We start from the raw sequence: 25,285 nt of genomic DNA, 5'->3' as shown, positions 1-25,285 counted from the left end.
GCTATCAAATCTGGAGTATCATGGGTGCCGGTGTTGTAGGTGCCCTGGCTTATACTTTCAGTGATTCATTCTGGTATAGTGCCGTTGAAGGGGAAGTGTATGCCCTTTCCTCTTTCTTTACTGCCATCGTATTCTGGGCCATTCTAAAATGGGAAAATCATGCAGATGAGCCTGGTGCGGACCGCTGGATTGTCTTTATTTTCTTCATGATGGGATTGTCCATTGGGGTTCACTTACTCAATCTGTTAACCATTCCTGCCATTGTTATGGTTTATTACTTTAGAAAGCGTGAAAATTTCAATTATGCCTTAATTCGTTCCTGGTTTATTAAACTGGTTATTATTGGTGGGGTATTGGCTTTCTTTGGCGCATTGGTTAGTGCAGCAGCAGAAGCCACTGATAATGTGGGCATGGATGGAACAGTGGCAGGATTAATGATTTTAGCAACATTATTGGGAGTTGGATTCCTTTACCTTATTGAAAAATGGAAGCCTGAGCAAAAAGCCTATTTCGGGGGTGTTTATATTTTCTTTGTTATTGGCTGTGTTATAACAGGTGTTGTTCAGGTGGGTGTTATTCAATATTCTATTAAACTGGCAGGATCTTTTGATCGCTGGATGGTAAATGGAGCGGGTATGCCTTTCTTTACAGGATTTACCCTATTCTTTGTTATCGTTGCTGCACTTTTATGGCAGGGATTAAAAGTGGCCGCGAGAAGAGCATGGCCGTATCTAACACTGGCCATCTGGTGTATTAGTTTCATGTTTATTGGTTACAGTACTTACTTAACCACTATGATTCGCAGTAGCGCCAATCCTTCAGTTGATATGTACAATGTAGACAATCCAATGAGTTTGGTGGGTTACCTGGGAAGAGAACAGTATGGTGATTTTCCATTGTTATATGGTCAGAAGTTTACCGCTCAACCGGTAGACTTGAGAAATACGGGTATGCGTTATCAGAAAGCACGTGATAAGTACATTGAAGTAGGTCAGGATAAAAAATATGTTTACAATGCAGAGGACAAAATGGTATTCCCCAGGGTTTGGGATGCCAGTGATGATCAGTATCATGCCTATTATTATTCTGCTTTTTTAAATATTCCCAAACTGAAAGACGGAACTTATGAAAGAGCCCCAAATCAGGTAGACAATGTGAAGTTCTTTGTTGGCTATCAGGTATACTGGATGTATTTCCGTTACTTTATGTGGAATTTTTCTGGTAAGCAAAATGATATTCAGGGCGTTTACACTGGTAATGTTAGGGACGGTAACTGGATTACCGGAATTCCATTGGTAGACAATTTAATTTATGGAGATCAGTCACAATTGCCTGATTCTTTAAAGAACAATAAGGCCAATAACAAATTATTTGCACTGCCTTTTATTTTAGGCCTTTTAGGATTTGTTTATCATAGAAACAAAAGGGGAGACGATGCTTTTTCCAATTTATTAATGTTCTTCTTTACGGGTTTAGCGATTGTATTATACCTGAATCAGGCGGGTAACCAACCCCGTGAACGAGACTATGCTTATGTAGGTAGCTTCTATGCTTTTGCCGTTTGGATTGGCATAGGGGTACTGGCTGTGGCTTCCTATTTAAAAAAAATAGTAAAGCCTGCCATGGCCGCCAGTCTGGCAACCCTTATTTGTCTGTTGGCAGTGCCGGCATTGATGGCACAACAGGAATGGGATGACCACGACAGAAGTAAAAAAGTATTGGCCAGAGACTTGGCAAAAGACTATTTGGAAAGTTGTGCTCCCAATGCCATTCTCTTCACTTTCGGAGACAATGATACCTATCCATTATGGTATGCGCAGGAAGTAGAAGGTATTCGTCCTGATATTCGTGTGATTAATTATAGCTTATTGGGAATTGACTGGTATATTAATCAGCTTCGCTATAAAGTAAACCAGAGTGATCCGATTGATGTAATCTGGTCGGCAGAACAAATTGAAGGCGGAAAAAGAGATTATGCGTTGTACAGACCCAAGCCCAATATTCCGGAAGACCGTTATTATGACCTTTATGATTTAATGAAAAATTATGTAGGGAGTGATGATCCGGTGAATATGGAAGACCGCGGTAATGGAGAGGCGCTGAGTACTTTCCCGGTTCGTAAATTCTCTGTACCAGTGAATGCGGCTGAAGTGGTGGCTAACAAAACAGTAAACGCAAACGACAGTGTAGTTGCTGAGCTAAGATTCGAATTGCCAAAAGGTTCTATGATGAAGAACGATATGGCGGTTCTGAATATCATTGCAGCCAACAAATGGAAGCGTCCTATTTACTTTACCAATCCACAGGTGGATCTTGGCTTTGATGAATATCTGAGAAGAGATGGATTAAGCCATCGCCTGGTTCCGGTTCAGGGTTCTAAAGTAAATACTGACTGGATGATGTCTAAAGCCATGAATGTATTTGTTGCAGGAAATGCCAATGTGAAAGGAGTTTACTTTGATGAAGAAAACAGAAGACATTTAAACAGTATTCGTACTGCCTATACAGAGCTTGCCATTGATTTAGCTTCAAAAGGCAGAAAGGAAGATGCCAGAAAAGCTTTGCAGAAAGTAGATCAGTTGATGGATGAGGAGAACTTCCCTTACGGAATGGTTAGCAGAGGCAATATGCACAACAGGAATTCTTTAATGTTCCTGGAAGCTTGTTATATGGCCGAAGACAAGGCGCTGATTGAAAAAGTATCTAAATCCGTTGGAAAGGATTTGCAGCAGCAGATTAAATACTACAATTCATTAACCGGCAGAAAAGGTGAAATGATGGAAGATGAAAAGCGTATTGCAGAAGGATATATGGAGGGAATGGAACGAATGAAGTCCGTATACAATCCTGCCATTCAGATTCCCGGTAAATTAATGGCTCCGCGAGATAGTAGTAAATAAAATACTATAAAACGTCCCGAATTTTCGGGACGTTTTATTTTTATGATGTAAATGCTTGAACTTAACAGGCCGAAAACTGTTAATTAAAATATGATTGGGTATCAGTTTTTTTCCTTTAATCCTGCACAGAACGAACAATCCAAATTCGATCAGTTGTTGCATATTTTTTCTCAACTGTTGGTTTATACTAATGGAAGTGCAGAAGAATCGCTTAGCTGGATGAATGAACTTGACAAACAATACCATTTTACAGATAACGAATATGGTATGGGTGATTTCATTGAAGATTTAAAAAAGAATGGATACCTCAAAGAGAACGAAGCCGATGGCAGTTTTCAGATAACCGCCAAGTCTGAGCAAACCATTCGCAAGAAAAGCCTGGAAGAAATTTTCGGAAAATTAAAGAAGGCAGATAAGGGCAATCACTCAACCTTTAAGACAGGGCAGGGGGATGAAGCCAGCGCAGATACCCGTCCGTTTCAGTTTGGGGATATGCTGGAACAGATTGATTTTACAGAAAGCATTCGAAACGCCCAGATCAACAGGGGAGTAGAATCCTTTTCCATGCAGGAAGACGATTTACAAATTCGGGAATCAGATTTCAAAACCCAGACTTCCACTGTGCTGATGATTGATATTTCCCATTCCATGATTTTATATGGGGAGGACAGGATTACACCAGCTAAGAAAGTGGCTATGGCGCTCTGTGAACTGATAACCACCCGCTATCCCAAAGACACCATTGATATTGTTGTTTTCGGGAATGATGCCTGGAGTATTGAAATTAAAGACCTGCCTTATTTAACAGTAGGACCTTATCATACCAATACGGTTGCCGGCCTGGAACTGGCCATGGATTTGCTGCGCAGAAGAAAGAATCCGAACAAGCAAATCTTTATGATTACCGATGGTAAACCTACCTGTCTGAAAATTGGGAATCAATATTATAAAAACAGTTTTGGCCTGGACAGAAAAGTAGTAAACCGTTGTATTAATCTGGCTGCACAATGCAAGAAGCTTAAGATTCCCATCACTACTTTTATGATTGCTTCCGATCCCTATTTACAGCAGTTTGTAGAAGAATTTACAGAAATGAATAATGGTAAAGCCTATTTTGCTTCCTTAGATAAACTGGGATCGTTTATATTCAAGGATTTTGAAAGTGGCAAAAGAAAAAATGTATTCTAGATGAAAAAAAACAAAGTGGTAAAGTATACTGATATTTTTACACTGGGGCAATTAAAAGCCAGTGGTTACCAGTCTAAATCGGTAAAGCAGGAAATCAGGGACAACCTGATTCAGAAAATACGTGATAAAGAGAATCCTTTTGAAGGTATCATCGGTTACGAAGACACGGTAATACCAGATACAGAAAGAGCCATCCTAAGTCAGCACAATATCTTGTTTCTGGGGTTAAGAGGGCAGGCGAAAACCAGAATGGCCCGTCAGATGACTTCTTTGCTTGATGAATATATTCCGGTGATTGCCGGTTCTGAAATTAATGATGATCCTTTACAGCCCATGAGCAGGTATGCTTTGGACATCATTGCCGAGCGCGGAGATGAAACACCCATTGAATGGGTCCACCGCAGTAAACGTTATGGAGAAAAACTTGCCACGCCGGATGTGAGTGTGGCAGATTTAATCGGGGATATTGATCCCATCAAGGCCGCTAATTTAAAACTGAGTTTTTCCGATGAGAAAGTAATCCATTACGGCATTATACCCAGAAGTAACAGAGGGATTTTCGTCATCAATGAATTGCCCGATTTACAGGCTCGAATTCAGGTAGCATTATTCAATATTTTACAGGAGGGTGATATTCAGATTCGTGGTTTCAAATTGCGAATGCCGCTGGATATTGTTTTTATTTTCACTGCAAACCCGGAAGATTATACCAATCGGGGAAGTATTGTAACTCCTTTAAAAGACAGGATTGAGAGCCAGATTCTTACCCATTATCCCAAACAAATCGAGGATTCGCTTGCTATTACAGAACAGGAAGCCAATATCCTACCTATACAGAAAGACAAAATCTCCATCAGTGATTTGGTAAAAAGAATTATTGAGCAGGTAGCATTTGAAGCCCGATCCAATGAATACGTAGACAGAAAGAGTGGTGTCAGCGCAAGACTCACTATTGCAGCTTATGAAAATGCCGTAAGTGCAGCAGAAAGAAGATTGTTGATTAACCAGGAAGATAAAACGCAGGTATGGATCAGTGACCTGGTGGGAATTATTCCCGCTATCACTGGGAAGATAGAACTGGTATATGAAGGAGAGCAGGAGGGGCCCTATCAGGTTGCGGTTAACCTGATAGAAAAATCGATGCGCCAGTTGTTTATTCAGTATTTCCCCAATCCTGAAACCAGCAAAAAAAGAAAGCCAACAGGAAAAAAGTCTACAGAGGAATCACCGGTTGCAGAAAATCCTTATCAGTCCATTACCAGATGGTTTAACAATGGAAACCATCTGGAACTATTAAACGACCTGAACGATCAGCAAAAAATAGAAACCCTGTATCAGGTGGAAGGATTATATGCATTGGTGAAAAAACATTATCCATTGGCCAATATGCAGGAAAATGCCTTACTCATGGAATTTGTTTTGCATGGATTAGCCGCTTACTCCCTGATCAGCAAAAAATCGATTGATGGCAAAATCAGTTTCAATGATTTAATGGGCAGTATGATGAACTTTGGTCAGATGGAATCAGACGAGGAAGATGATTTTTAAATCAGTTCCTTCAGTTTGGCAATTACCTGATCAATTTCTGCCTTAGTGTTGTGTTTGCTAAAGCTGAAACGAACAGTTACCTGATTGGGATTATTGTTAATGGCTCTTATTACATGTGAACCCTGATCAGCACCGCTTGTACAGGCACTTCCTCCGCTGGCACAGATATTATTGATGTCCAGGTTAAACAGAATCATTTCACTTTTTTCTGTTTTAGGGAAGCTAACACTTAACACTGCATACAAGGATTTTCCCGTCGGGTCACCGTTAAATGATACACCAGCAATCTGCTTTTGCAGTTGCTCCATCATGTACATTTTTAAATCGGTAATGTACTGACTATCGTTTTCATAATGTGTTGTAGCCAGTTCCAGGGCTTTGGCAAAACCGATAATCCCATATAAGTTTTCAGTGCCGGCTCTCATATTTCTTTCCTGGCTACCTCCGTGAACAAAGGGTTTTATTTTTACATTCTCATTAATATAGAGCATTCCCACGCCTTTTGGGCCGTGAAATTTATGACCTGCACCCGTAATAAAATGAACCGGAGTATTTCTTAAATCAAATGGAAAGTGACCTACTGTTTGTACTGTATCACTGTGAAAGATTGCCAGGTATTTTTTGCAAAGATTACCAACTGCATGCAGGTCAATCATATTGCCAATTTCATTGTTGGCGTGCATCAGCGTTACGAGGCATTTTTCTTCGCTTTCTGCCAATAAATTTTCAAGGTCTTCCAGATCAATATGGCCGTTCGGCAGCAATTTTACATAGCTTAAAGCAGCTTCTCCATTGTGGTATAAATATTCAACCGTGTGGCTGGTGGCATGGTGTTCAATGGGGGAGCTGATGATATGTTTGCAACCCAGGTCTCTGACAGAAGCAGTGATGGCTGTATTGCTGCTTTCGGTGCCTCCACTGGTAAAAAAGATTTCAGCAGGATGTGCATTTAAAATTTTTGCAACGGATTTTCTGGCATTCTCAATGGCCATTCTGGACTCTCTTCCATAAGAGTAAATGGAAGAAGGATTACCAAAATACTTTGTTAGATAGGGCATCATGGCCTCTAAAACTTCGGGATCCAAAGCGGTGGTGGCGGCATTGTCCAGATAAATTCTTTCCATTGTTGTTGATTTTATTTTCCTGCAGCTTCTTTAATGTCTTTCATCAGTTGCTTGGCAATATTATTGGCAACGGTTTCACTGTTGCTTTCCGCATAAATGCGGATAATGGGTTCAGTATTACTGCTTCTTAAGTGTACCCAATCATTATCAAACTCTATTTTAAGCCCATCTTCCTCATTAATAGGATGTTTGCTATACTTTTCTTTAATTGTATTAAAAATAGAACTCAAATTTACACCGGCAGTCAGTTCAATTTTATTTTTACTCATAAAATAGTCCGGATAACTATTTCTTAACTGCTTCACTGTTTTTTTCTCTAAAGCCAGATGCGTCAGAAACAAAGCAATTCCAATTAAAGCATCTCTTCCGTAATGCAAGTCAGGAACAATAATGCCTCCGTTTCCTTCTCCGCCAATAACCGCATTCACTGCTTTCATTTTGGTAACCACATTTACTTCGCCTACTGCACTTGCGGTATATTCTCCACCATGCTTGATGGTAATATCTTTCAGTGCACGTGTACTGCTCATGTTGCTTACAGTATTTCCTTTTCTATGCTTTAAAATATAGTCTGCAACCGCCACCAGTGTGTATTCTTCTCCAAATAAACTACCGTCTTCGCAAACAAAACAAAGCCTGTCTACGTCCGGATCTACTGCAATCCCCATAGATGCTTTTTGTTTGGTTACTTCGTTGCAAAGATCTCTTAAATGTTCAGGAAGGGGTTCCGGGTTATGGGCAAACTGGCCGTTTACTTCCGCATTCAGCACCGTATATTTCTTTACACCCAGGGCTTCCAGTAATGCAGGAACAGCTATTGCGCCAGAGCTATTGATGGCATCAATTACAATAGAGAAATTGGCGGCCTCAATGGCCTCCTTATTTACCAAAGGGTAATTAACACATGCGTCTATATGCTTTTGAAGTAAATCGGTACCCGATGTTATCGTTCCCAATTCATCTACTTTAGCGTAGCAGAATGCTTCATTCTGTGCAACTTCCAACAATTCTTTTCCTTCTGCCCCACTAATAAATTCGCCCTTATCGTTTAGTAGTTTTAAGGCATTCCATTCTTTGGGATTATGACTGGCTGTTAATATAATTCCACCGACAGCTTTTTCCATCACTACTGCCATTTCAACGGTAGGAGTGGTACTTAAACCAAGATCAACCACATCAAACCCTAAGGCAATCAGTGTATTGGAAACCAGGCCCTGAACCATAGATCCACTAATTCTGCCATCCCTGCCAATTACTATCTTTTTATTCTCTGGATTTGCATTTTTTAACATAGTGCCATAGGCCGACGTAAATTTTACAATATCAAGTGGGCTAAGGGTATCTCCCGGTTGACCTCCAATTGTTCCTCTAATGCCAGAAATGCTCTTTAATAATGCCATAATATATCTCTTAAAACGGCCGCGAATATAATTCAAATTTTTTGTATGGCTTCGTACACTAACTTTGCCGTTTAAACATCAATATGGCAGACAAAGCATGGTTTAAAGATTGGTTCAATTCGCCATACTATCATATGTTATATCAGCACAGAGATGAGGCAGAAGCTGAGCAGTTTATCAGAACCTTAGTTTCACATTTAAACCCTCATCAGGGTGCAAGGGTGTTGGATATAGCTTGTGGCAAGGGGAGACATAGTATGGTACTGGCTAATCTGGGATTTGATGTTACCGGCATAGATTTGTCCGAAGTTTCCATTCAGGAAGCAAAGGCAGCAGAATCAGAGCAGCTTCATTTTTATCAACACGATATGCGAAAATTATTTCGCATTAATTACTTTGATTATGCCTTTAATTTTTTCACCAGCTTTGGATATTTCAAAAACAGGAGGGAACACGACAATGCCATACGTATGATGGCAGATAGTGTAAAAGTGTCAGGGAAACTGGTGATCGATTATATGAATGTTCACTATGTTGAACAACAGCTGATTCCCAGTTCACAGGTAGAAGTAAACGATGTAAGGTTTCATATAACCAAATGGCAGACTGAGACCCATTTTCTAAAACAGATTCAGATTACCGATAAGGATCACTTACAGCCCATGCATCTCTACACGGAAAAAGTAGCCAAATTTACCTTAGGCGATTTTACCGATATGCTGAGTTATCATCATATGCAGGTTACCGAAGTTTTCGGAGACTACCAGCTAGGAAATTATGATGTGAAGCATTCCCCCAGAATGGTGATGGTTGCCCGGAAATTAAAATGAGTTTCTAGAGATTGAATCCCAGATACTGAATCAGGCTATCCGGTAGTTTCGGAAGTTTTCTTCTTTCAATCAGATAAGTAGATAAACCGGATAAGTCTCTATAAACATAGTGTTTGTTCAAAGCACCCTCAAGGTATCCGGCTCCGGAAGTATTGCCCGTTCCAACCCGCATACCAATCATTCTTCTTACCATAATTAAGTGCTTGTGTCTCCAATTGCTCATCAGGTGATCAATCTCTATCAGTGAGTCCAGTATCTGATAGGAGGTCTGAAAAACCGGGAAGTCTCTGTAAAGCATGATGAACAAGGCAGAACGCATGGCTGCAGCACTGAAACTGGTACTGAGCATTTCTTTTTGTTCAATGCTAAGATCAGAAGGATACAATTGAAAGAATATAGCGTCAAAATCTACAGTTTTATTTTTCTCTCTTTCTGAAAGGCCATTGACATAAATGGTTCGGTATTCTTTCCAGAAAGGATGATTTTCGGGAAGCGTTTCACTGGTCTCTTCCCAATAAGCCGGGTTAAAAAATGGCATCCTTTCCAGCCAGTCATTCACTAGTTGGAGCAGATTTTTATTTTCTTCTGTTTGATTGATGTCCTGAAAATCCTTTTGAGTGAATCCCCCTTCATTGGTTCTTTTATAATAATCCTTCTGATGTCTTTTCTCCAACACCAATCCCAGTCTGGCTTCAATCAAACGGAACTGTTTGCTCTGAAAGCCGGAAGAAGGGGTCAATAAATTTCTGAATGCCAGAAAATCCATTGGAGTCATGGTATCCAGAATACTTACCTGCTGATTTAGTAATTCAAGGATTTTAATGATTCGCTTAAAACGATGTCTGACAAGGTTTAAGTCTTCTGAATTGTCATTGATTTTGTCTTTCTTGAAAACCCCCATGCAATAGTCCAACTCGAACAGGATTTGCTTGAACCATAGCTCATATGCCTGATGAATAATGATGAATAACATTTCATCATGAGCGGGTTCATTGTTAGCTTCAAAACTTACCGGATGCTGACTTTCAATAATTTTATCCAGTTGCAGATAGCTGCCGTAATACATGGGTTCTTTTTCCATATTCAATCGTTAGGTTTCAAATATAGCTTCATTCAGTCAATTCAAAAAGAACCATTAATTTCGTTGTATGACCATTACATCCCTTGTACAGCATATTCAGGAAAAACAATCTTATCTCTGCGTAGGATTGGATACGGATTTACAAAAAATTCCGGCTCATTTAAAAGAGCATCCCGATGCAATGTTAAAGTTTAATAAAGCCATTATTGATGCTACATTGCCATATTGTGTGAGTTACAAAATCAACACTGCTTTTTATGAAGCTATGGGATTGAAAGGATGGGAGATTATGAATGAGACACTCTCTTATATTCCAAAGTCTCATTTCACCATTGCTGATGCCAAACGTGGAGATATCGGAAATACTTCAACCCAATACGCCAAAGCTTTTTTTGAAGCAATGGATTTTGATGCTATAACGGTTGCTCCCTATATGGGTGAAGATAGTATTCGCCCCTTTTTGGAATACGAAAACAAAGTAACTATTGTACTTGGGTTAACCTCTAATGCAGGCAGCAATGATTTTCAGCAACTGATTCTGGAAGAATATGATGAATCACTTACCATGGTTCCCCATATTACACAAGGGGCGGTCAGCAAAAGACTGTATGAGCATGTGATAGGGAGGGTGGCAACCTGGGGTACTCCCGATAATCTTATGTTTGTAGTAGGTGCCACTCAGGCTACTGAATTCGAGAATATAAGAGACATTGTGCCTGATCATTTTCTATTGGTTCCGGGTGTGGGAGCCCAGGGAGGAAGCCTGGAAGCTGTAAGTAAATTCGGATTAAATAAAAATGCAGGGTTGCTGGTTAATGCAAGCAGAGCGGTTATTTATGCATCTGAAGGGGAAGACTATGCTATCAAAGCCCAATTGGCTGCAAAAGCATATCAGGAAGAAATGGCTCTATACTTAGGCCAACGTTAATTTTGTTTTAGTGATTGTTGTATAGATTCCGACAGTTTTTTAGCCCAGATCATATGTGTTTCATAAGAGAAATGAAGCCCATCTGTGGCAATAGCCCGTGGGTCTGATGAAAAAGCCCTTGTTTCGGTGGTAATATCAATGAATGGTGTATGAAATTGTTTTGCAATTTGTTTACACACCAAATTGAATGCATCAATTTCTTTGGTAATTTGTTCCTTGTTTTTGTCAGCCGCAAATGGGGTGTATCCCCAGTCGGGAATAGATAGAATAAATACTCTTTCATTTTTACCTGCAGCGAAATGAATGGCTTTTTTTACCAGGAATTCAAAATCGTTTTTAAAGTTATCAACGGATAGGTTTCTATATTGATTATTTACACCAATTAATAGTGTTACAAAATCATAGTGTTGGTTTAAGTGTGTATGCAGCAGATGTTCAGCCAATTCAGTGCTTGTCCATCCAGTCTTAGCTACCATTTCCGGGGCGTGCATGGAAATTTTTTCCTGTCTCAACAGTTGGGTAGTTATATATGGAAATGATTCATGAATTGGGACTGCTTCACCAATGGTGTAAGAGTCGCCTAATGCCAGATAACTATGAATATGTTGCATTAAAAGTTAGATTTTAATATTTCATAAAAACGATATACATCTGCAAATCCACAATATAATGGGGCAGGAGCAACCCTAATTACACCCGGTTCCCGATAATCTACAATGATTCCGCTCTCTATCATTTTGGCATGTATTTCTTTGCCCCTCTCTTTAAAGTAAAGAGATAATTGAGCGCCCCGTTGTGCAGGTTCTGAAGGTGTGATGATTTCAAAATTAATATTGGATAGCTGCTGCAACAGAAAAGCTAAATAATTAGTTAGTGCAATGCTTTTCTCTCTCAAAGCCTTAATGCCCGCTTTGTCTATTACTTCAAGGGAAGCTTTTAAGGCAGTCATGTTGAATACCTGTGCCGTACTGATATTCCAACTACTCGCATCTTTTTTTGGAATGAATCCCTTTTCCATTTTAAAACGGCTTGATTCATCATTGCCCCACCAGCCTGCCAATCGGTTTATTGATGGGTTGTCAAGGTGTGTTTCATGAATAAAATATCCGCCGGTAGCACCAGGACCTGCATTCAGGTATTTGTAACTGCACCAGGCTGCAAAATCAACATTCCAGTCGTGAAGTTCCAATGGAATATTGCCTGTTACGTGTGCAAGGTCAAATCCGGCAATGGCTCCTACATCATGCGTAGCTTTTGTAATGGAAGCTATATCAAAAAACTGTCCTGTGTAATAATTGATGCCACCAAACAAAACCATGGCCAGCTCGTTCCCGGTGGCTTTGATGGTATCAGTAATCTGTTGTGTGGTTAGTGTTTTTGCTCCATCCAATGGATGAATTTCAATGATGGCTTCATCCGGATTCAAGCCAAAATGGCGAACCAGGGTTTCAACCGCATATTGATCAGAAGGGAATGCCCCTGCTTCCATGATAATTTTAAAGCGATTGGCTGTAGGCTTATAAAAACTAAGCATCAATAAGTGAAGATTAACTGTAAGGGCATTCATAGCACTTACTTCTTTTTCTTTTGCACCAACCAGTCTGGACAATGCTGGTTTTAAATACTCCTGAAAATAGAGCCATGGATTGGGGCCATTAAAATATCCACCCACAGCAATTTCTTTCCAGGTATTCAATTCAGTTTCAAATGCCTTGGCCACATTTTTGGGCTGCAGTCCCAGTGAATTTCCGCAGAAATAAATAACTTCTTTACCCTGATGTTGTGGAAAGTGAAACTCATTACGGAATTTATTCAGTGTATCTTTCTGATCCAATTCTGTAGCATAAGCAAGGGTTGCCTGAAAGGGATGTTGCATTGTCCTTTTTTACCGCAAAGTAAAGCTATCCACCGATTATTTGATAAATGGTTTAGTATTAATCGGTTAAAGAGTTAATTTGGGTACCCAAAACCAATTATACGAATATGAGACTATTTCAATTCTTAGTGGTATTGCTTTTCAGCGGTACCCTATTGGCACAACAAACGCCTGTAACCAAGGCCAATTATGAATTGGCTGCCAGGTTTTCTCCCAACAAGGTTCAGAAAATGGTATTTAGCCTGAATGTAGATCCACACTGGCTTAAAAAATCAGACCGTTTCTGGTATATGTATGAAACCACAGAGGGAAAGAAATGGTATATCGTTGATGCTGCAAAGGGTGAGAAGAAATTATTGTTTGACAATGCAGTAATGGCGGCAAAATTAACCCGCATTACCGACGATCCAATGGATGCTCAGCACCTGAACATCGATAGTATGAAATTCATTCGTGATGAAAACTGGATCAGCTTTGAAGTAAAGACAACAAAAGATGTAGTTAAAAAAGATACTGCTGCTAAAAAAGGAACTCCACCTGTAATGGAGAAAAAAGTATTCTACTTTGAATACAATATTAACAGCGGCGAACTGGTACAAATTACCGATCCGGTAAAAACCAAGCGCAAACCAATGTGGGCTAGTATTGCTCCTGATAGTTCCATCGTTATTTTCGGACGCAATAACAATTTATGGTCAATGGACTGGGCCAGTTATAAAAAAGCCCTGGTGAACGACAAGGATTCTACCATTGTAGAAACACAGCTTACCAAAGATGGAGTTGAAAATTTTGGTTATCATAACAATGGTAACGGAGAAACCAATGTAGAAAAAGAGAAGAACAAAGGGATTAGAAGACCTGCCTTCATTTTATGGTCTCCGGATTCCAAGTATTTTGTGGTAAACATAACCGATAGCAGACGTGTAAAGGATTTATGGGTTATCAACAGTATTGCTGATCCAAGACCAACATTGGAAACCTATAAATACTGGATGCCAGGAGAGAAAGAGTCTCCGGTTGAATACATGCGTTTGTTCGAAGTGGCAACTAAGTCAATGAAGGAAATCAATACGGGCATGTACAAGGATCAAACGGTAAATGCCTGGAGTTCACCTGCTAAAGTCAGCAGCCGTGATGATGAAGGCAGACCCAATACCTGGTTGGGTACAGCTGATAAATTTTATTTCAGCAGAACCAGCCGTGATTTGAAGAGAATAGATATTGGGGTTGTAGATGTAAAATCAGCTACAGCTAAAACCCTGATTCAGGAACAAATGAACACTTATGTTGAAATCAGAAGAATCGGATTGGTAAACGAAGGAAAGGAATTGATTCAGTGGAGCGAAGACGATGGATGGGGGCATTTTTATTTATATGACGAAAACGGAAAGTTGAAGAATCAAATTACTTCCGGCCCATGGCACGCAGAAGATATTTTGGCAATTGATGAAAAAGCTCGCGTGTTGTATTTTTCAGCCAATGGAAAAGAAGCTGGGGAGAATCCATATTACCTGCATGCTTATCGTGTAAACTTTGATGGTACCGGACTTAAACTATTGAATCCGGGAGATTTTGATCACAATGCTTCCATGGACGACAATAAGCGTTACCTGGTGAATAATTTTTCAAGAGTAAACACAGTTCCAAAATCGGTATTGCTTGCTGCCGACGGAAGAAAAATCATGGATCTGGAAACTGCAGACCTAAGCAGTCTTTTTGCCGCAGGGTACAAGTTTCCTGAAATTTTCAAGGCCAAGGCTGATGATGGAATTACCGATTTATACGGAGTAATGTACAAGCCATTCGATTTTGACAGCACAAAAAAATACCCGATTGTAGAATATGTGTATCCAGGTCCACAGACTGAAGCGGTTAATACCAGCTTTAGCAGAGGCTTCGACAGAACCGATAGACTGGCTCAGATTGGAGTGGTTGTAATCACTTTAGGAAACAGAGGAGGACACCCCAGCAGAAGCAAGTGGTATCACAATTATGGCTATGGCAATCTAAGAGATTATGGCTTAGCCGACAAGAAAGCGGTAGCTGAACAACTGGCAGACAAACATAAATTCCTTGATATTAATCGTGTTGGAATTCATGGACATTCCGGTGGTGGTTTCATGAGTACGGCTGCCATTCTGGTATATCCAGATTTCTTTAAAGTTGCTGTTTCATCAGCAGGTAATCACGACAATGCCATATATAACAGATGGTGGAGTGAGAAGCACCATGGCGTCAAAGAAATCATAAGTGAAAAAGGAGATACTACTTTCCAGTACAACATTGATAAAAATCCGGAACTGGCCAAAAACCTGAAAGGTAAATTGATGTTATTCCATGGTGAAATTGACAACAATGTGCATCCGGCAAATACCATGCGTGTTGCCAATGCATTAATAAAAGCCAACAAACGTTTCGATATGAAATTATTGCCAACGCAAAGACATGGTTTTGGCGATATGACAGAGTATTTCTTCTGGGGTATGAGCGACTATTTTGCCAAGTACCTGATTGGTGATCAGACCGAACGTCCGGTTGATTTGGAAGAAATGAACCGAGATATTCCACAAAATAATAAAGCCTCAGGTGGAGGAAGACAACAATAATTTCCAGGTATTTATAAAAAATCCCCGACTGAATTCAGTCGGGGATTTTTGTTGATGACAATTTGTATATGTGTAATCTACCCTTATGCAAAACTTTTTTGGGCAGTTAATTAGTAGTATTTTTGTACAATTATTTTTTGATTTAAACTTCAACCATGGCTGCCAGAACCGATTTGTTTCAGTCTCCTGATTATTATCAGTTAGATGAATTGTTAAGTGAAGAACACAAATTAATCAGAGACACTGTTAGATCGTATGTGAAAAAAGACATTTCGCCTATTATCGAAGAGTATGCACAGCGTGCGGAGTTTCCTGAGCAGATTGTAGCTCAACTGGGTGAATTGGGTTGTTTTGGACCTACGGTTCCTACTCAGTATGGAGGCGGAGGGTTGGATTATATCAGCTATGGTTTGATGATGCAGGAATTGGAAAGAGGAGACAGTGGTGTAAGAAGTACAGCATCTGTTCAGGGAAGTCTGGTAATGTATCCTATTTATGCGTATGGAAATGAAGCACAAAGAAATAAATACCTGCCTAAGTTAGCTTCCGGGGAATGGCTGGGTTGTTTTGGTTTAACGGAACCTGATCATGGTAGTAATCCAGCTGGCATGACAACCAATATTAAAGACGCGGGGGACCATGTAATTCTAAATGGTGCAAAAATGTGGATCAGTAATGCACCTTATGCAACGGTAGCAGTAGTTTGGGCAAGAAACGAGCAAAATGAAATCCAGGGTGTAATTGTTGAAAGAGGAATGGAAGGATTTTCAACTCCAACCACTCATGGTAAATGGAGTTTAAGAGCTAGTGCAACGGGCGAACTGGTATTTGACAATGTAAAAGTTCCCAAAGAGAATATTTTGCCGAATGTAAAAGGATTAAAAGGGCCTTTAGGTTGTTTAACTAAAGCCCGTTATGGAATTGCCTGGGGCGCATTGGGAGCTGCCATGGATTGTTATGATACTGCATTGCGTTACAGCATGGAGCGTCAGCAGTTTGACAGACCCATTGGCGGATTCCAGCTACAACAAAAGAAGCTGGCCGAAATGATTACAGAAATTACCAAGGCACAATTATTGGTTTGGAGATTGGGAGTATTGATGAATGAGGGTAAAGCAACTCCACAGCAGGTAAGTATGGCAAAAAGAAACAGTTGTGAAATTGCTACCAATATTGCCAGAGATGCACGTCAAATGCTGGGTGGAATGGGGATTACCGGCGAATACAGCATTATGCGTCATATGATGAACCTGGAAAGTGTTATTACTTATGAAGGTACTCATGATATCCATTTGCTGATTACTGGTATGGATGTTACAGGGTATAATGCCTTTAAATAATGAAAGTTTTTTTACTTGGGTTGATGGGTAGCGGTAAATCGTTCTGGAAAAAAGAACTGGCTGCCAAACTTAAGTTAGCAGCTTATGATCTTGACTTATTAATCGAAGCAGTAGAAGAAGCAAGTATTGCCGAAATATTTGAAACTTCAGGTGAAACCTATTTCAGAAAAGCAGAAGCAAAATTGTTAAGATGGTTTGGCGAGAAGAAGTCCTTTGTTTTGGCAACTGGTGGGGGAACTCCTTGTTTTCATGAAAATATAAAGTGGATGAATCAGCAGGGAATTACCATTTGGCTGGATGAACCCGTTTCCGTTTTAGTAGGTCGATTGAAAAACGAAACGAACAACAGGCCCTTACTAAATCATCTTGATGAAAATGGTCTGCAACAATATCTAGAAAAGCTTTTAGTTGAAAGAACACCCTATTATAGTCAGGCAAATATCAGGTTGATAGGGAATGAAATAAACCTGAAAACCCTGTTATTAAAAATCAAAGCATATGCATAAGGGGTTTATTATTACCGCAGCCATCCTTGGTGCCATCGCAGTTGGTCTGGGTGCTTTTGGGGCACATGGGTTAAAAAATCTGGCAACTCCCGCCCAGCTCAATACCTATGAAACGGCAGTGAAGTATCAGTTTTATCACGTATTTGCTTTATTAATGACTTCCTTATTGTATGCTTACTTTCCTGTAAGCGGGGTGGTTTTAAGTGGCAAAATGTTTATTGCAGGCATGGCTATTTTTTCAGGGTCTCTCTATTTGCTGACTTTTCTCCAGATAGCAGGCTATACCCAATTTAATTGGTTGGGTGCCATTACCCCTGTCGGGGGATTGTTATTGGTTTTTGCCTGGATCTGGCTGGCCCTTTCAGTATATCGTTTTAAAGGATAGTGGAAAACTGAGGAGTCTTCAGGCTTTTTTGCACATTGTACTTCAACTAACAAGAATAGGGTAGGCAAACAGTATATTTGATACATGGCAAATACCCTAAGAAAAAAGACGCCACCGCCACCAGACCCGGAGGAATTAAATCCGGATAAAGACGCCACTGTATCGGTTGCAGAAGTGGTGAAGGACGAAAGGACCGAGAAAATAATCGGTTCTGCCTGCTTATTATTGGCGGGATTCTTATTTATAGCATTCACCTCTTATTTGTTTACCTGGCAGGAAGATCAGGATAAAGTACAGCAATTCGGGGTTCAGATATTTTCAACAGATGATGTAAGAGTTAATAATTTATTGGGGGTATTGGGTGCATATATTTCACATTCATTATGGTACAATGGATTTGGATTAGCCTCTTATTTATTCTGCACCGTATTTTTTGTAATTGGGGTGAATTTGCTTTTTGGAAAAAAGGTGTTCAGGCTTTTGCGAAATGGGAAATATGTATTGGTGGGTCTTGTTGTTTTTAGTATGGCCAGCGCGTTTATTACAAAAGGGGCTGAATTTTCCTGGGGTGGTGCGGTAGGAGAATACCTGAATGAGTGGATGGAGAAATGGATTGGCAGGATGGGTACAGGAGCTTTGTTGTTACTTACCGTGTTCAGTTATTTTATCTGGAGATTTAATCCGGTATTTTCATTGCCAGAATGGAAATGGAACAGCCATGCTGCTCCGGATGATACGATGGTAAGGAATTTAGCGGCTGATGATGAATTGCCTGAAGTTGCTTTAGATCATACGGAAGAAAATGATTCGTCATTTACCAATGAATCTCATGATAATAATCCGGATGAAGAGGATGCATTAGTCAGTAAGAATAAACTGAAAAATGAAGCCAGTACTATTTCGGTAATAATGCCTGCGGCCGAGCAACCAGGTAATCCAATGCATCGGTTTGATATGGTTGAAAAAGAGCCAGATTCTGATGACGATTCAATGAATCTGAGCCTGGAGCCAACTGATTTAAGCGAAGAGGAAAACGCAGCAGAAGTAAACGATGAATTAACTGAAGAACAGGAAGAGTGGTTGGATGATGAGGAAGAGGAAGAAGAAGAGGAAGAAGAGTCTGACAATCTGGAACTGGAAATAAAGGATCAGCCGGAACTTGTAACAGAAGCTGAAGCAGAAAGTATAGCAGCCACCGTCGGAAGCCTGTCTACTAAATACGACGTTACCCTCGATTTAAAAAATTATAAATATCCGGGACTGGATTTACTGGAAACACATGGCAGTGAAAAAATCGTACATGATCCTGCCGAGTTGGAGACCAATAAAAATCAAATCATAGCCACCCTTAAAAACTATGATATCGCTATTCAGCGAATTGCTGCAACAGTAGGCCCTACCGTTACATTATATGAAATTGTTCCTGCTCCGGGAGTACGAATAAGCCGTATTAAAAATCTCGAAGATGATATTGCTCTGAGTCTGGCGGCATTGGGAATACGAATTATTGCTCCTATACCTGGAAAAGGAACCATTGGAATAGAAGTTCCCAATGTTAGAAAAACAGTGGTAAGTATGAAAACCTTGCTTGCCAGTGAGAAATTTCAGAACAGCAATTTTTCTTTGCCTATTGCAATTGGTAAAAAAATCGACAACGATAATTTCATTGTTGATCTGGCTACCATGCCACACTTACTGATGGCTGGTGCCACAGGTCAGGGTAAGTCAGTTGGGCTTAATGCCATTCTGGTTTCATTACTCTATAAAAAGCATCCATCACAGTTAAAGTTTGTACTGGTAGATCCAAAGAAAGTGGAGTTGAGCTTATATCGTGTTATTGAAAAACATTTTTTAGCCAAATTGCCCGGCGAAGAAGAGTCTATAATAACGGATACCAAAAAAGTGGTGTATACGTTAAATGCGCTTTGTATTGAAATGGATAACCGTTACGATTTGCTAAAAGAAGCAGGTTGTAGAAATATCAAGGAATACAACGAAAAATTCACAGCCAGAAAACTGAACCCGGAAAAAGGGCACCAGTATCTGCCGTTTATTGTACTGGTGGTAGATGAGTTTGCCGATTTGATTATGACAGCAGGAAAGGAAGTAGAAATGCCTATTGCGCGACTGGCACAGCTGGCCAGAGCAATAGGAATACATTTAATTATTGCTACACAGCGTCCTTCTGTAAATATAATTACGGGTACCATTAAAGCCAATTTCCCTGCAAGAATTGCATTCAAGGTTTCCAGTAAAATTGATAGCCGTACTATTCTGGATGCTGGCGGGGCAGAACAATTAATCGGGAAAGGGGATATGCTTGTTAGTTATAATGGAGAAATAACCCGTTTGCAGTGTGCCTTTGTAGATACCCCCGAAGTAGATGCTGTTTGTGATTTTATTGGCAACCAAAAAGGATATCCTCAGGCATTTTTATTGCCGGAGTATACAGATGAGAAAGATATGGAAGGCCGGGATTTTGATGCAAATGATCGTGATCCGCTCTTTGAAGACGCAGCCAGATTGATTGTGAGCAGTCAGATGGGGTCAACTTCACTGATTCAAAGAAGAATGAAACTGGGATACAACCGTGCAGGAAGATTAATGGACCAATTGGAAGCTGCTGGTATAGTTGGACCCAATCAAGGCAGTAAAGCAAGAGAAGTATTGTTTAAAACAGATTCAGAATTACAGTCTTTTCTTGATACAATGAGTTAGGGTTTATCTAAAATTGGAGCCATTTTACCGAAACTTTAATACCTCAAATCCACCTAAACCGGTCGAAACTGTATATTTGCAGCCTAATTGATTTACATGCATAAATTATACATAGCTACCTTATTCAGTTTCTGTACATTTTTCTTTACCCAGGCCCAAAATGATCCGAATGCAAAAAAAGTTATTGATGCTTTTGGATCGAAAGTAAAAGCTTCCAAAGGAATTACGGCTAGTTTTTCCCTGAAATCTTTCACCAGTAAGGGTAAGGCCAATGGAACCAAAGCGCTTTCACTTTCGATGCGTGGTGAAAAATATGTTTTGAAACAAGGCAAAACCGAAATCATCTGTGACGGGAAGAATGTATACAATTTCGATGGAGCCAAAACCATTACTAAATCTGCAGTAGAAGAAAGTAGCCAGACCCTTAGTCCTCAAAAGTTGTTGGCAGGATCTTATGATAAAGATTTTTCTTATAAGTTGGTAAACAGCAATGGTAACTTTAATGAAATAGAAATGGTGCCATTGGATAAGCGTAAGAATTTCCAGAAAGTCACGCTGTATTTTAATAAAAAAAACAGCCTGCTTGCTAAAGCCAGCATCGTGGATAAAAGCAATAACGTAACTGAGTTAGGTGTAAACAATATAAACCTGAATGCAAAGCTGGCTGATGCGATTTTTGTATTTAACCGTTCTAATTACCCAAAAGATGCTGAAATTCTTGATTAATTAAAACAATATTTTCTTTCTAATTGGGTAAAAACCAATCTTAATTATCACATTTTTTAAAGCCCCCTGTTAACCATGGGGCTTTAATTTTTATTAATTTTAATACATGAGAAAGTTTTTATTGTTTCTGATGATTGCATGCAGTTCTTCACTAATGGCACAGTATAGTGCAAGATTTGTGGTGACCAATGTGGCTACCCGCGGGAATGAAGATATTTATCTCTCCGGTACTTTTAATAACTGGAATCCACAGGACCCTCAGTATAAACTAAAGCCCTTTAGCGGGGGAAGAAAAAGTATTGTATTGATTAATATGGCTCCGGGCACTTATGCATTTAAATTCTCGAGAGGTCAGAATAAACAAGAATCAACTGCTGATGGTAGAGATATAGCTGAGCGAATAATTGAAATAAACGGGGATGTTTCCAACGAATTCGTCATTGAGGGATGGAAGGATGATTATCCTGAAAAGCCAAAAGCATTTACTGCCAGTCCTCAGGTAAAACTAATGGATACAGCTTTTGCCATGCCACAGTTGAATGCTAAAAGAAGAATCTGGATTTATCTGCCTAAATCCTATGCGGGCAGCGATAAAAAATATCCGGTATTGTATATGCAGGACGGACAGAATCTCTTCAATGAAAAAACAGCATTTGCAGAAGAGTGGGGAGTAGATGAATGTCTGGATAGCTTACAGGGTAAAGGGTTTAAAGAATGTATTGTAGTAGGAATTGATCATGGTGGCACAAAAAGAATCAATGAATATAATCCTTATGATCATTTTCAATATGGAAAGGGAATGGGGAATGAATATCTTCAGTTTATAGCAGAAACACTTAAGCCATACATAGACAGTAAGTATAGAACACTGAAAGGGCGTGATTATACCTATATAGCAGGCAGCAGCATGGGTGGATTAATCAGTTGGTATGGCCAGCTGAAGTATGCTTCTGTATTTGGCGGAGGTGCTATATTTTCTCCTTCTTTCTGGATTTCTCCTCAGATTGCTGTTGATGCACAGCAATGGGATGGAATGGATATGCTAAGAATGTATTTTTATACTGGGGGGAAAGAAGAGGCTAATGCGGTTAACGATTTAAACAAGATTGCCGGTATCATGCAAAAAAAGAAAAATGCACAAATCAGAACAGTTGTTAATCCTCTGGCTCAACATAATGAAAAATACTGGCGACAGGAATTTGCTTCTTTCTATATTTGGATGAGTAATAATTGGAAAGAATGAAGCAGTTTATAGGTTTTGTTGTATGTTTTTTTGTTTGGTTAAGTACCGCCAGCACGCAGAGTAGAAATCCGCTACCCAGTAATGCACAGTTAAAATGGCATGAGAATAATTATTATTTCTTTATGCATTTTGGCCCTAATACATTTACGGGAAAAGAATGGGGTGACGGTAAGGAAAAAACTTCTATTTTCAACCCATCACAACTAGATACAGATCAATGGTGTAAAATTGCCAAAGAATCCGGAGCAAAAGGGATAATCATTACTGCCAAACATCATGATGGATTTTGTTTGTGGCCTAGTAAATACTCCACACATACGGTTCGAGAAAGTGCTTTTAAAAAGGATATTCTGTCAATGTTGTCGGCTTCCTGCAAAAAAGCAGGATTGCTCTTTGGTGTTTATTTGTCACCCTGGGACCGAAATCATCCTGACTATGGAACCGAGAAATACAATGATGTATTTGTAAATATGCTGCAAGAAATTTTTCAGAATTACGGACCTATCTGGGAACTTTGGTGGGATGGTGCTAATGGAGAGGGACCCAATGGTAAAGTACAACAATACGACTGGAGGCGATATGAGAATTTTGTAAGGAAGATTTCGCCCCAGACAGTAATATTCAGTGATATCGGACCAGATATCAGATGGGTTGGAAATGAAAGTGGGTATGCAGGGGTTACCAATTGGAATTTACTGGATACTGCCGGATTCAAAAGAGGGCACGGTGCACCCAGTCAGGATACATTGGAGTCCGGTAATTACAAAGGCGCTCAATACATTCCAGCAGAAGTAGACGTGAGTATCAGACCAGGTTGGTTTTACAGAGATACAGAAAATGATAAGGTAAAGTCAGCTGATCAGTTATTTGAAATTTATATGAAATCCGTTGGGAGAGGAGCTAACTTATTATTGAATGTTCCTCCTGATACAAGGGGGCTTATCCATGAAAATGATCAGAAAGCATTGTCTGGAATGAAACAAAAAATAGATGCCTTGTACCAGACTGATTTGTTAAAGCCTGCGATTTTAAATGAAGCTGGACCAGATAAAAATAATTCACAGAAAAAATATACCTGGTTTTATTTGCTGAAATCCCCGGTTAGTTTTAATGGCATTATTTTAAATGAGCAACTGAAATACGGTCAGAAAATTGCTGCTGCTACTATTAGTTTTTCATTACATGGAGAGCTTGTGCATCAGGAAAAAATTACTACGGTGGGCAGTCAACGTATTATTAAGTTACCAAAGCCTATGCAAGTAACGGAAGTAACCATTGTGGTAAATGAATCTAAGGGAATGCCTCTGCTAAAAAAAGCAAAAGCATTTTAAGAAGGAATTAATTTGTGCTCATAAGCCCACTTGACCAGAGACAGAATATTGTTAGTTCCGGTTTTGCGAAAAATATTTTTGCGATGGGTTTCAACTGTTCTAACGGCAATATGCATTTGGTCTGCTATCTGTTTGTTAGACATATCTTTTTCCATTAAACAGATGACTTCAATTTCACGTTGCGTTAAGTGAGCGGCTTTTACTTCACCTTTGCTTTGTGCCACAGCATCCAGGGCATCCAGAATTTCTTCCGGAAAGTATTGTCCTCCACTGGCAATTTTCTGAATGGCATGTACCAGTTCTCTGGCATTTGTTTGCTTTAAAAGATAACCACTTATAGAGGCTTTCTGAACCAGTTGGTCAATTACAGTTCCTTCTCCGTTCATGCTTAATGCAAGAATCTTTATACCCGGATAAAGTATACTAACCATCTCTGCAAATTCAAGCCCATTCATTTCCGGCATCATTACATCAGTTAATAATACATCTACCTTTTGAGTACACAATAAATCCAGCATTTCTTTTCCCGTATTGGCAGTTAATGAAATTTCAATACTGTCTTCGTTTTTCAACAATGCTATAAGCCCGTCAATAACAATCTGATGGTCGTCAACAATTCCAATCTTAATCATTGCTTTTATTCACTTTTTGTGTTAATGGTATATAAATGGCTACAAGTGTGCCATTTCCCGGACTGGTATTCCATTCAACAGTACCTCCGAGATAATGAATCCTTGATTTAATATTGGATAATCCGATTCCTTCTTTGTGAATTCGTCCTATTTCAAAGCCTTTTCCATTGTCTTCAATCATCACATCAATACCATCTTCAGATTGATTAATGGAAATATCCAAAAGGGAAGCTCCGGCATGTTTTATTACATTGTTTACACTTTCCTGAATTACCCTGTAAAGAACCCCTTCCACATGAGTAGGCAGGGATTGAAAAATCCCTTCAGTTGATAAATTAATTTTTAAGTTTCGCTGATTAATCTGACCAATGAATTCCTGTACAGCTTTTGCCAGCCCTTTCACCAGCAATGCATTGGGCATCATATTGTGACTTACCTGTCTTACTTCATCACAGCTTTCTTTAACCAAACTCAAAGATTTGCTGAATAATTCAGCGTCGTCAGGGGATATGGTTTTCAATTGGTCTTTCAAAGCCTGCAGGTTCATATAAGCGGCAGACATCATCTGCCCAACTCCATCATGCAAATCGCTTGCAATTCTTTTTCTTTCTTTTTCTTCAGCATTAATTATTTCTATCGTTGCGTTTTTTTGCTGAATCAATAATTCTTTCTGATGAGTACTTCTCTGTATATTTTGTTTTCTTTTATACAGGTAATAAACAAATAGTGAAATTAATCCCATGCTGATAACAACAATGATGATCTGATTGTTTTTCCTGTTTACTTCAAGCGCTTTAATTTTGTTTTGCTCACTTAAACGATTTATTTTCTCTTCACTAATACTTGAGTCGAGCTGAGCCTGTAAGATTTTTTTATTTTGCTCACTTAGTAATAAACTATCAGAAATAATTTGCAATTGAGCT

20 protein-coding genes are annotated in these 25,285 nt (G+C 39.5%); 13 read left to right on the top strand and 7 right to left on the bottom strand.

The annotated features are described in order from the left end of the window. From F777_RS18215 to F777_RS0110310, 3 genes are all read left to right on the top strand, one after another. The coding region (locus tag F777_RS18215; protein ID WP_081720506.1) for a glycosyltransferase family 117 protein at window positions 1-2,900 on the top strand (2,900 nt) is incomplete at its 5' end. Between the two features lie 90 nt (window positions 2,901-2,990). Continuing rightward, window positions 2,991-4,088, top strand: a complete 1,098-nt coding sequence (locus F777_RS0110315) for a vWA domain-containing protein (protein ID WP_026751971.1) — start codon at window positions 2,991-2,993, stop codon at window positions 4,086-4,088. Further along, window positions 4,089-5,636 (top strand): sigma 54-interacting transcriptional regulator, encoded by a 1,548-nt coding sequence (locus tag F777_RS0110310; protein ID WP_026751970.1) that lies wholly within the window; start codon window positions 4,089-4,091, stop codon window positions 5,634-5,636. On the opposite strand, the gene F777_RS0110305 is transcribed toward F777_RS0110310, so the two are convergent. Both F777_RS0110305 and glmM read right to left on the bottom strand, forming a co-directional pair. After that, window positions 5,633-6,760 carry a cysteine desulfurase family protein gene (locus F777_RS0110305; protein WP_026751969.1) on the bottom strand — a complete coding sequence of 376 codons (1,128 nt, stop codon included), beginning with the start codon at window positions 6,758-6,760 and terminating at the stop codon, window positions 5,633-5,635. The genes F777_RS0110310 and F777_RS0110305 overlap by 4 nt on opposite strands. An 11-nt stretch (window positions 6,761-6,771) precedes the next feature. Then, on the bottom strand, window positions 6,772-8,160 hold the full coding sequence (gene glmM / locus F777_RS0110300; RefSeq protein WP_026751968.1) for a phosphoglucosamine mutase: 1,389 nt from the start codon (window positions 8,158-8,160) through the stop codon (window positions 6,772-6,774). 83 nt (window positions 8,161-8,243) lie between these two features. Here glmM and F777_RS0110295 point away from each other — a divergent pair, with 83 nt between their 5' ends. Further along, complete coding sequence (locus F777_RS0110295; RefSeq protein WP_026751967.1) at window positions 8,244-8,990, top strand: class I SAM-dependent methyltransferase; 747 nt, start codon at window positions 8,244-8,246, stop codon at window positions 8,988-8,990. Between the two features lie 4 nt (window positions 8,991-8,994). Here F777_RS0110295 and F777_RS0110290 read toward each other — a convergent pair whose 3' ends face one another. Beyond that, window positions 8,995-10,071, bottom strand: a complete 1,077-nt coding sequence (locus F777_RS0110290; protein WP_026751966.1) for a tryptophan 2,3-dioxygenase family protein — start codon at window positions 10,069-10,071, stop codon at window positions 8,995-8,997. A 67-nt stretch (window positions 10,072-10,138) separates the two neighbouring features. Between F777_RS0110290 and pyrF the strand changes: the two genes are divergently transcribed. Further along, window positions 10,139-10,999, top strand: coding sequence for an orotidine-5'-phosphate decarboxylase (gene pyrF / locus F777_RS0110285; protein ID WP_026751965.1), 861 nt, complete (start codon window positions 10,139-10,141; stop codon window positions 10,997-10,999). On the opposite strand, the gene F777_RS0110280 is transcribed toward pyrF, so the two are convergent. Continuing rightward, on the bottom strand, window positions 10,996-11,610 hold the full coding sequence (locus F777_RS0110280; RefSeq protein WP_026751964.1) for an SGNH/GDSL hydrolase family protein: 615 nt from the start codon (window positions 11,608-11,610) through the stop codon (window positions 10,996-10,998). The two genes, pyrF and F777_RS0110280, sit on opposite strands and share 4 nt — an antisense overlap. Beyond that, a complete protein-coding gene (gene kynU, locus F777_RS0110275; RefSeq protein ID WP_026751963.1) occupies window positions 11,610-12,875 on the bottom strand; it encodes a kynureninase in 1,266 nt (421 codons plus the stop codon). Before kynU ends, F777_RS0110280 begins: the two co-directional genes overlap by 1 nt. 107 nt (window positions 12,876-12,982) lie before the next feature. On the opposite strand from kynU, the gene F777_RS0110270 reads away from it, so the two are divergent. From F777_RS0110270 to F777_RS0110235, 8 genes are all read left to right on the top strand, one after another. Further along, window positions 12,983-15,481 (top strand): S9 family peptidase, encoded by a 2,499-nt coding sequence (locus tag F777_RS0110270; protein ID WP_026751962.1) that lies wholly within the window; start codon window positions 12,983-12,985, stop codon window positions 15,479-15,481. Window positions 15,482-15,636: 155 nt separating this feature from the next. Continuing rightward, window positions 15,637-16,821, top strand: coding sequence for an acyl-CoA dehydrogenase family protein (locus F777_RS0110265; RefSeq protein ID WP_026751961.1), 1,185 nt, complete (start codon window positions 15,637-15,639; stop codon window positions 16,819-16,821). Continuing rightward, a complete protein-coding gene (locus F777_RS0110260) occupies window positions 16,821-17,327 on the top strand; it encodes a shikimate kinase (RefSeq protein ID WP_026751960.1) in 507 nt (168 codons plus the stop codon). The genes F777_RS0110265 and F777_RS0110260 overlap by 1 nt, the downstream gene beginning before the upstream one ends. After that, complete coding sequence (locus tag F777_RS0110255) at window positions 17,320-17,712, top strand: DUF423 domain-containing protein (protein WP_026751959.1); 393 nt, start codon at window positions 17,320-17,322, stop codon at window positions 17,710-17,712. Before F777_RS0110260 ends, F777_RS0110255 begins: the two co-directional genes overlap by 8 nt. An 84-nt stretch (window positions 17,713-17,796) precedes the next feature. Beyond that, the gene (locus F777_RS0110250; protein WP_026751958.1) at window positions 17,797-20,430 is read left to right on the top strand and encodes an FtsK/SpoIIIE family DNA translocase; all 2,634 of its coding nucleotides are present in this window, start codon (window positions 17,797-17,799) and stop codon (window positions 20,428-20,430) included. Between the two features lie 96 nt (window positions 20,431-20,526). Next, window positions 20,527-21,156 carry an outer membrane lipoprotein periplasmic chaperone LolA1 gene (locus F777_RS0110245; RefSeq protein ID WP_026751957.1) on the top strand — a complete coding sequence of 210 codons (630 nt, stop codon included), beginning with the start codon at window positions 20,527-20,529 and terminating at the stop codon, window positions 21,154-21,156. Window positions 21,157-21,262: 106 nt separating this feature from the next. Continuing rightward, window positions 21,263-22,399, top strand: coding sequence for an alpha/beta hydrolase (locus F777_RS16465; protein ID WP_051408552.1), 1,137 nt, complete (start codon window positions 21,263-21,265; stop codon window positions 22,397-22,399). Next, the gene (locus F777_RS0110235) at window positions 22,396-23,730 is read left to right on the top strand and encodes an alpha-L-fucosidase (protein WP_026751956.1); all 1,335 of its coding nucleotides are present in this window, start codon (window positions 22,396-22,398) and stop codon (window positions 23,728-23,730) included. Before F777_RS16465 ends, F777_RS0110235 begins: the two co-directional genes overlap by 4 nt. Here the strand turns inward: F777_RS0110235 and F777_RS16460 are convergent. After that, window positions 23,727-24,362 carry a response regulator transcription factor gene (locus F777_RS16460; RefSeq protein ID WP_051408551.1) on the bottom strand — a complete coding sequence of 212 codons (636 nt, stop codon included), beginning with the start codon at window positions 24,360-24,362 and terminating at the stop codon, window positions 23,727-23,729. The two genes, F777_RS0110235 and F777_RS16460, sit on opposite strands and share 4 nt — an antisense overlap. Continuing rightward, window positions 24,355-25,278 carry a sensor histidine kinase gene (locus F777_RS0110225; protein WP_026751955.1) on the bottom strand — a complete coding sequence of 308 codons (924 nt, stop codon included), beginning with the start codon at window positions 25,276-25,278 and terminating at the stop codon, window positions 24,355-24,357. Before F777_RS0110225 ends, F777_RS16460 begins: the two co-directional genes overlap by 8 nt. Window positions 25,279-25,285: the final 7 nt, after the last annotated feature.

The sequence above is a fragment of the Sediminibacterium sp. C3 genome (assembly GCF_000508085.1).
GTDB lineage: Bacteria > Bacteroidota > Bacteroidia > Chitinophagales > Chitinophagaceae > Sediminibacterium.
Note: the sequence above shows the minus strand (reverse complement) of the source record. Positions and strands in the feature narration are given on the sequence as shown.

Bases quoted from the DNA above. Each gene is read 5' to 3' on its own strand.
- F777_RS0110250 (WP_026751958.1), top strand. From the start codon at position 17,797: ATGGCAAATACCCTAAGAAAAAAGACGCCACCGCCACCAGACCCGGAG.
- F777_RS0110270 (WP_026751962.1), top strand. From the start codon at position 12,983: ATGAGACTATTTCAATTCTTAGTGGTATTGCTTTTCAGCGGTACCCTA.
- F777_RS0110290 (WP_026751966.1), bottom strand. From the start codon at position 10,071: ATGGAAAAAGAACCCATGTATTACGGCAGCTATCTGCAACTGGATAAA.
- F777_RS0110235 (WP_026751956.1), top strand. From the start codon at position 22,396: ATGAAGCAGTTTATAGGTTTTGTTGTATGTTTTTTTGTTTGGTTAAGT.
- F777_RS0110280 (WP_026751964.1), bottom strand. From the start codon at position 11,610: ATGCAACATATTCATAGTTATCTGGCATTAGGCGACTCTTACACCATT.
- F777_RS16460 (WP_051408551.1), bottom strand. From the start codon at position 24,362: ATGATTAAGATTGGAATTGTTGACGACCATCAGATTGTTATTGACGGG.
- F777_RS16465 (WP_051408552.1), top strand. From the start codon at position 21,263: ATGAGAAAGTTTTTATTGTTTCTGATGATTGCATGCAGTTCTTCACTA.
- F777_RS0110245 (WP_026751957.1), top strand. From the start codon at position 20,527: ATGCATAAATTATACATAGCTACCTTATTCAGTTTCTGTACATTTTTC.
- glmM (WP_026751968.1), bottom strand. From the start codon at position 8,160: ATGGCATTATTAAAGAGCATTTCTGGCATTAGAGGAACAATTGGAGGT.
- pyrF (WP_026751965.1), top strand. From the start codon at position 10,139: ATGACCATTACATCCCTTGTACAGCATATTCAGGAAAAACAATCTTAT.
- F777_RS0110255 (WP_026751959.1), top strand. From the start codon at position 17,320: ATGCATAAGGGGTTTATTATTACCGCAGCCATCCTTGGTGCCATCGCA.
- kynU (WP_026751963.1), bottom strand. From the start codon at position 12,875: ATGCAACATCCCTTTCAGGCAACCCTTGCTTATGCTACAGAATTGGAT.
- F777_RS0110315 (WP_026751971.1), top strand. From the start codon at position 2,991: ATGATTGGGTATCAGTTTTTTTCCTTTAATCCTGCACAGAACGAACAA.
- F777_RS0110265 (WP_026751961.1), top strand. From the start codon at position 15,637: ATGGCTGCCAGAACCGATTTGTTTCAGTCTCCTGATTATTATCAGTTA.
- F777_RS0110260 (WP_026751960.1), top strand. From the start codon at position 16,821: ATGAAAGTTTTTTTACTTGGGTTGATGGGTAGCGGTAAATCGTTCTGG.
- F777_RS0110305 (WP_026751969.1), bottom strand. From the start codon at position 6,760: ATGGAAAGAATTTATCTGGACAATGCCGCCACCACCGCTTTGGATCCC.
- F777_RS0110310 (WP_026751970.1), top strand. From the start codon at position 4,089: ATGAAAAAAAACAAAGTGGTAAAGTATACTGATATTTTTACACTGGGG.
- F777_RS0110295 (WP_026751967.1), top strand. From the start codon at position 8,244: ATGGCAGACAAAGCATGGTTTAAAGATTGGTTCAATTCGCCATACTAT.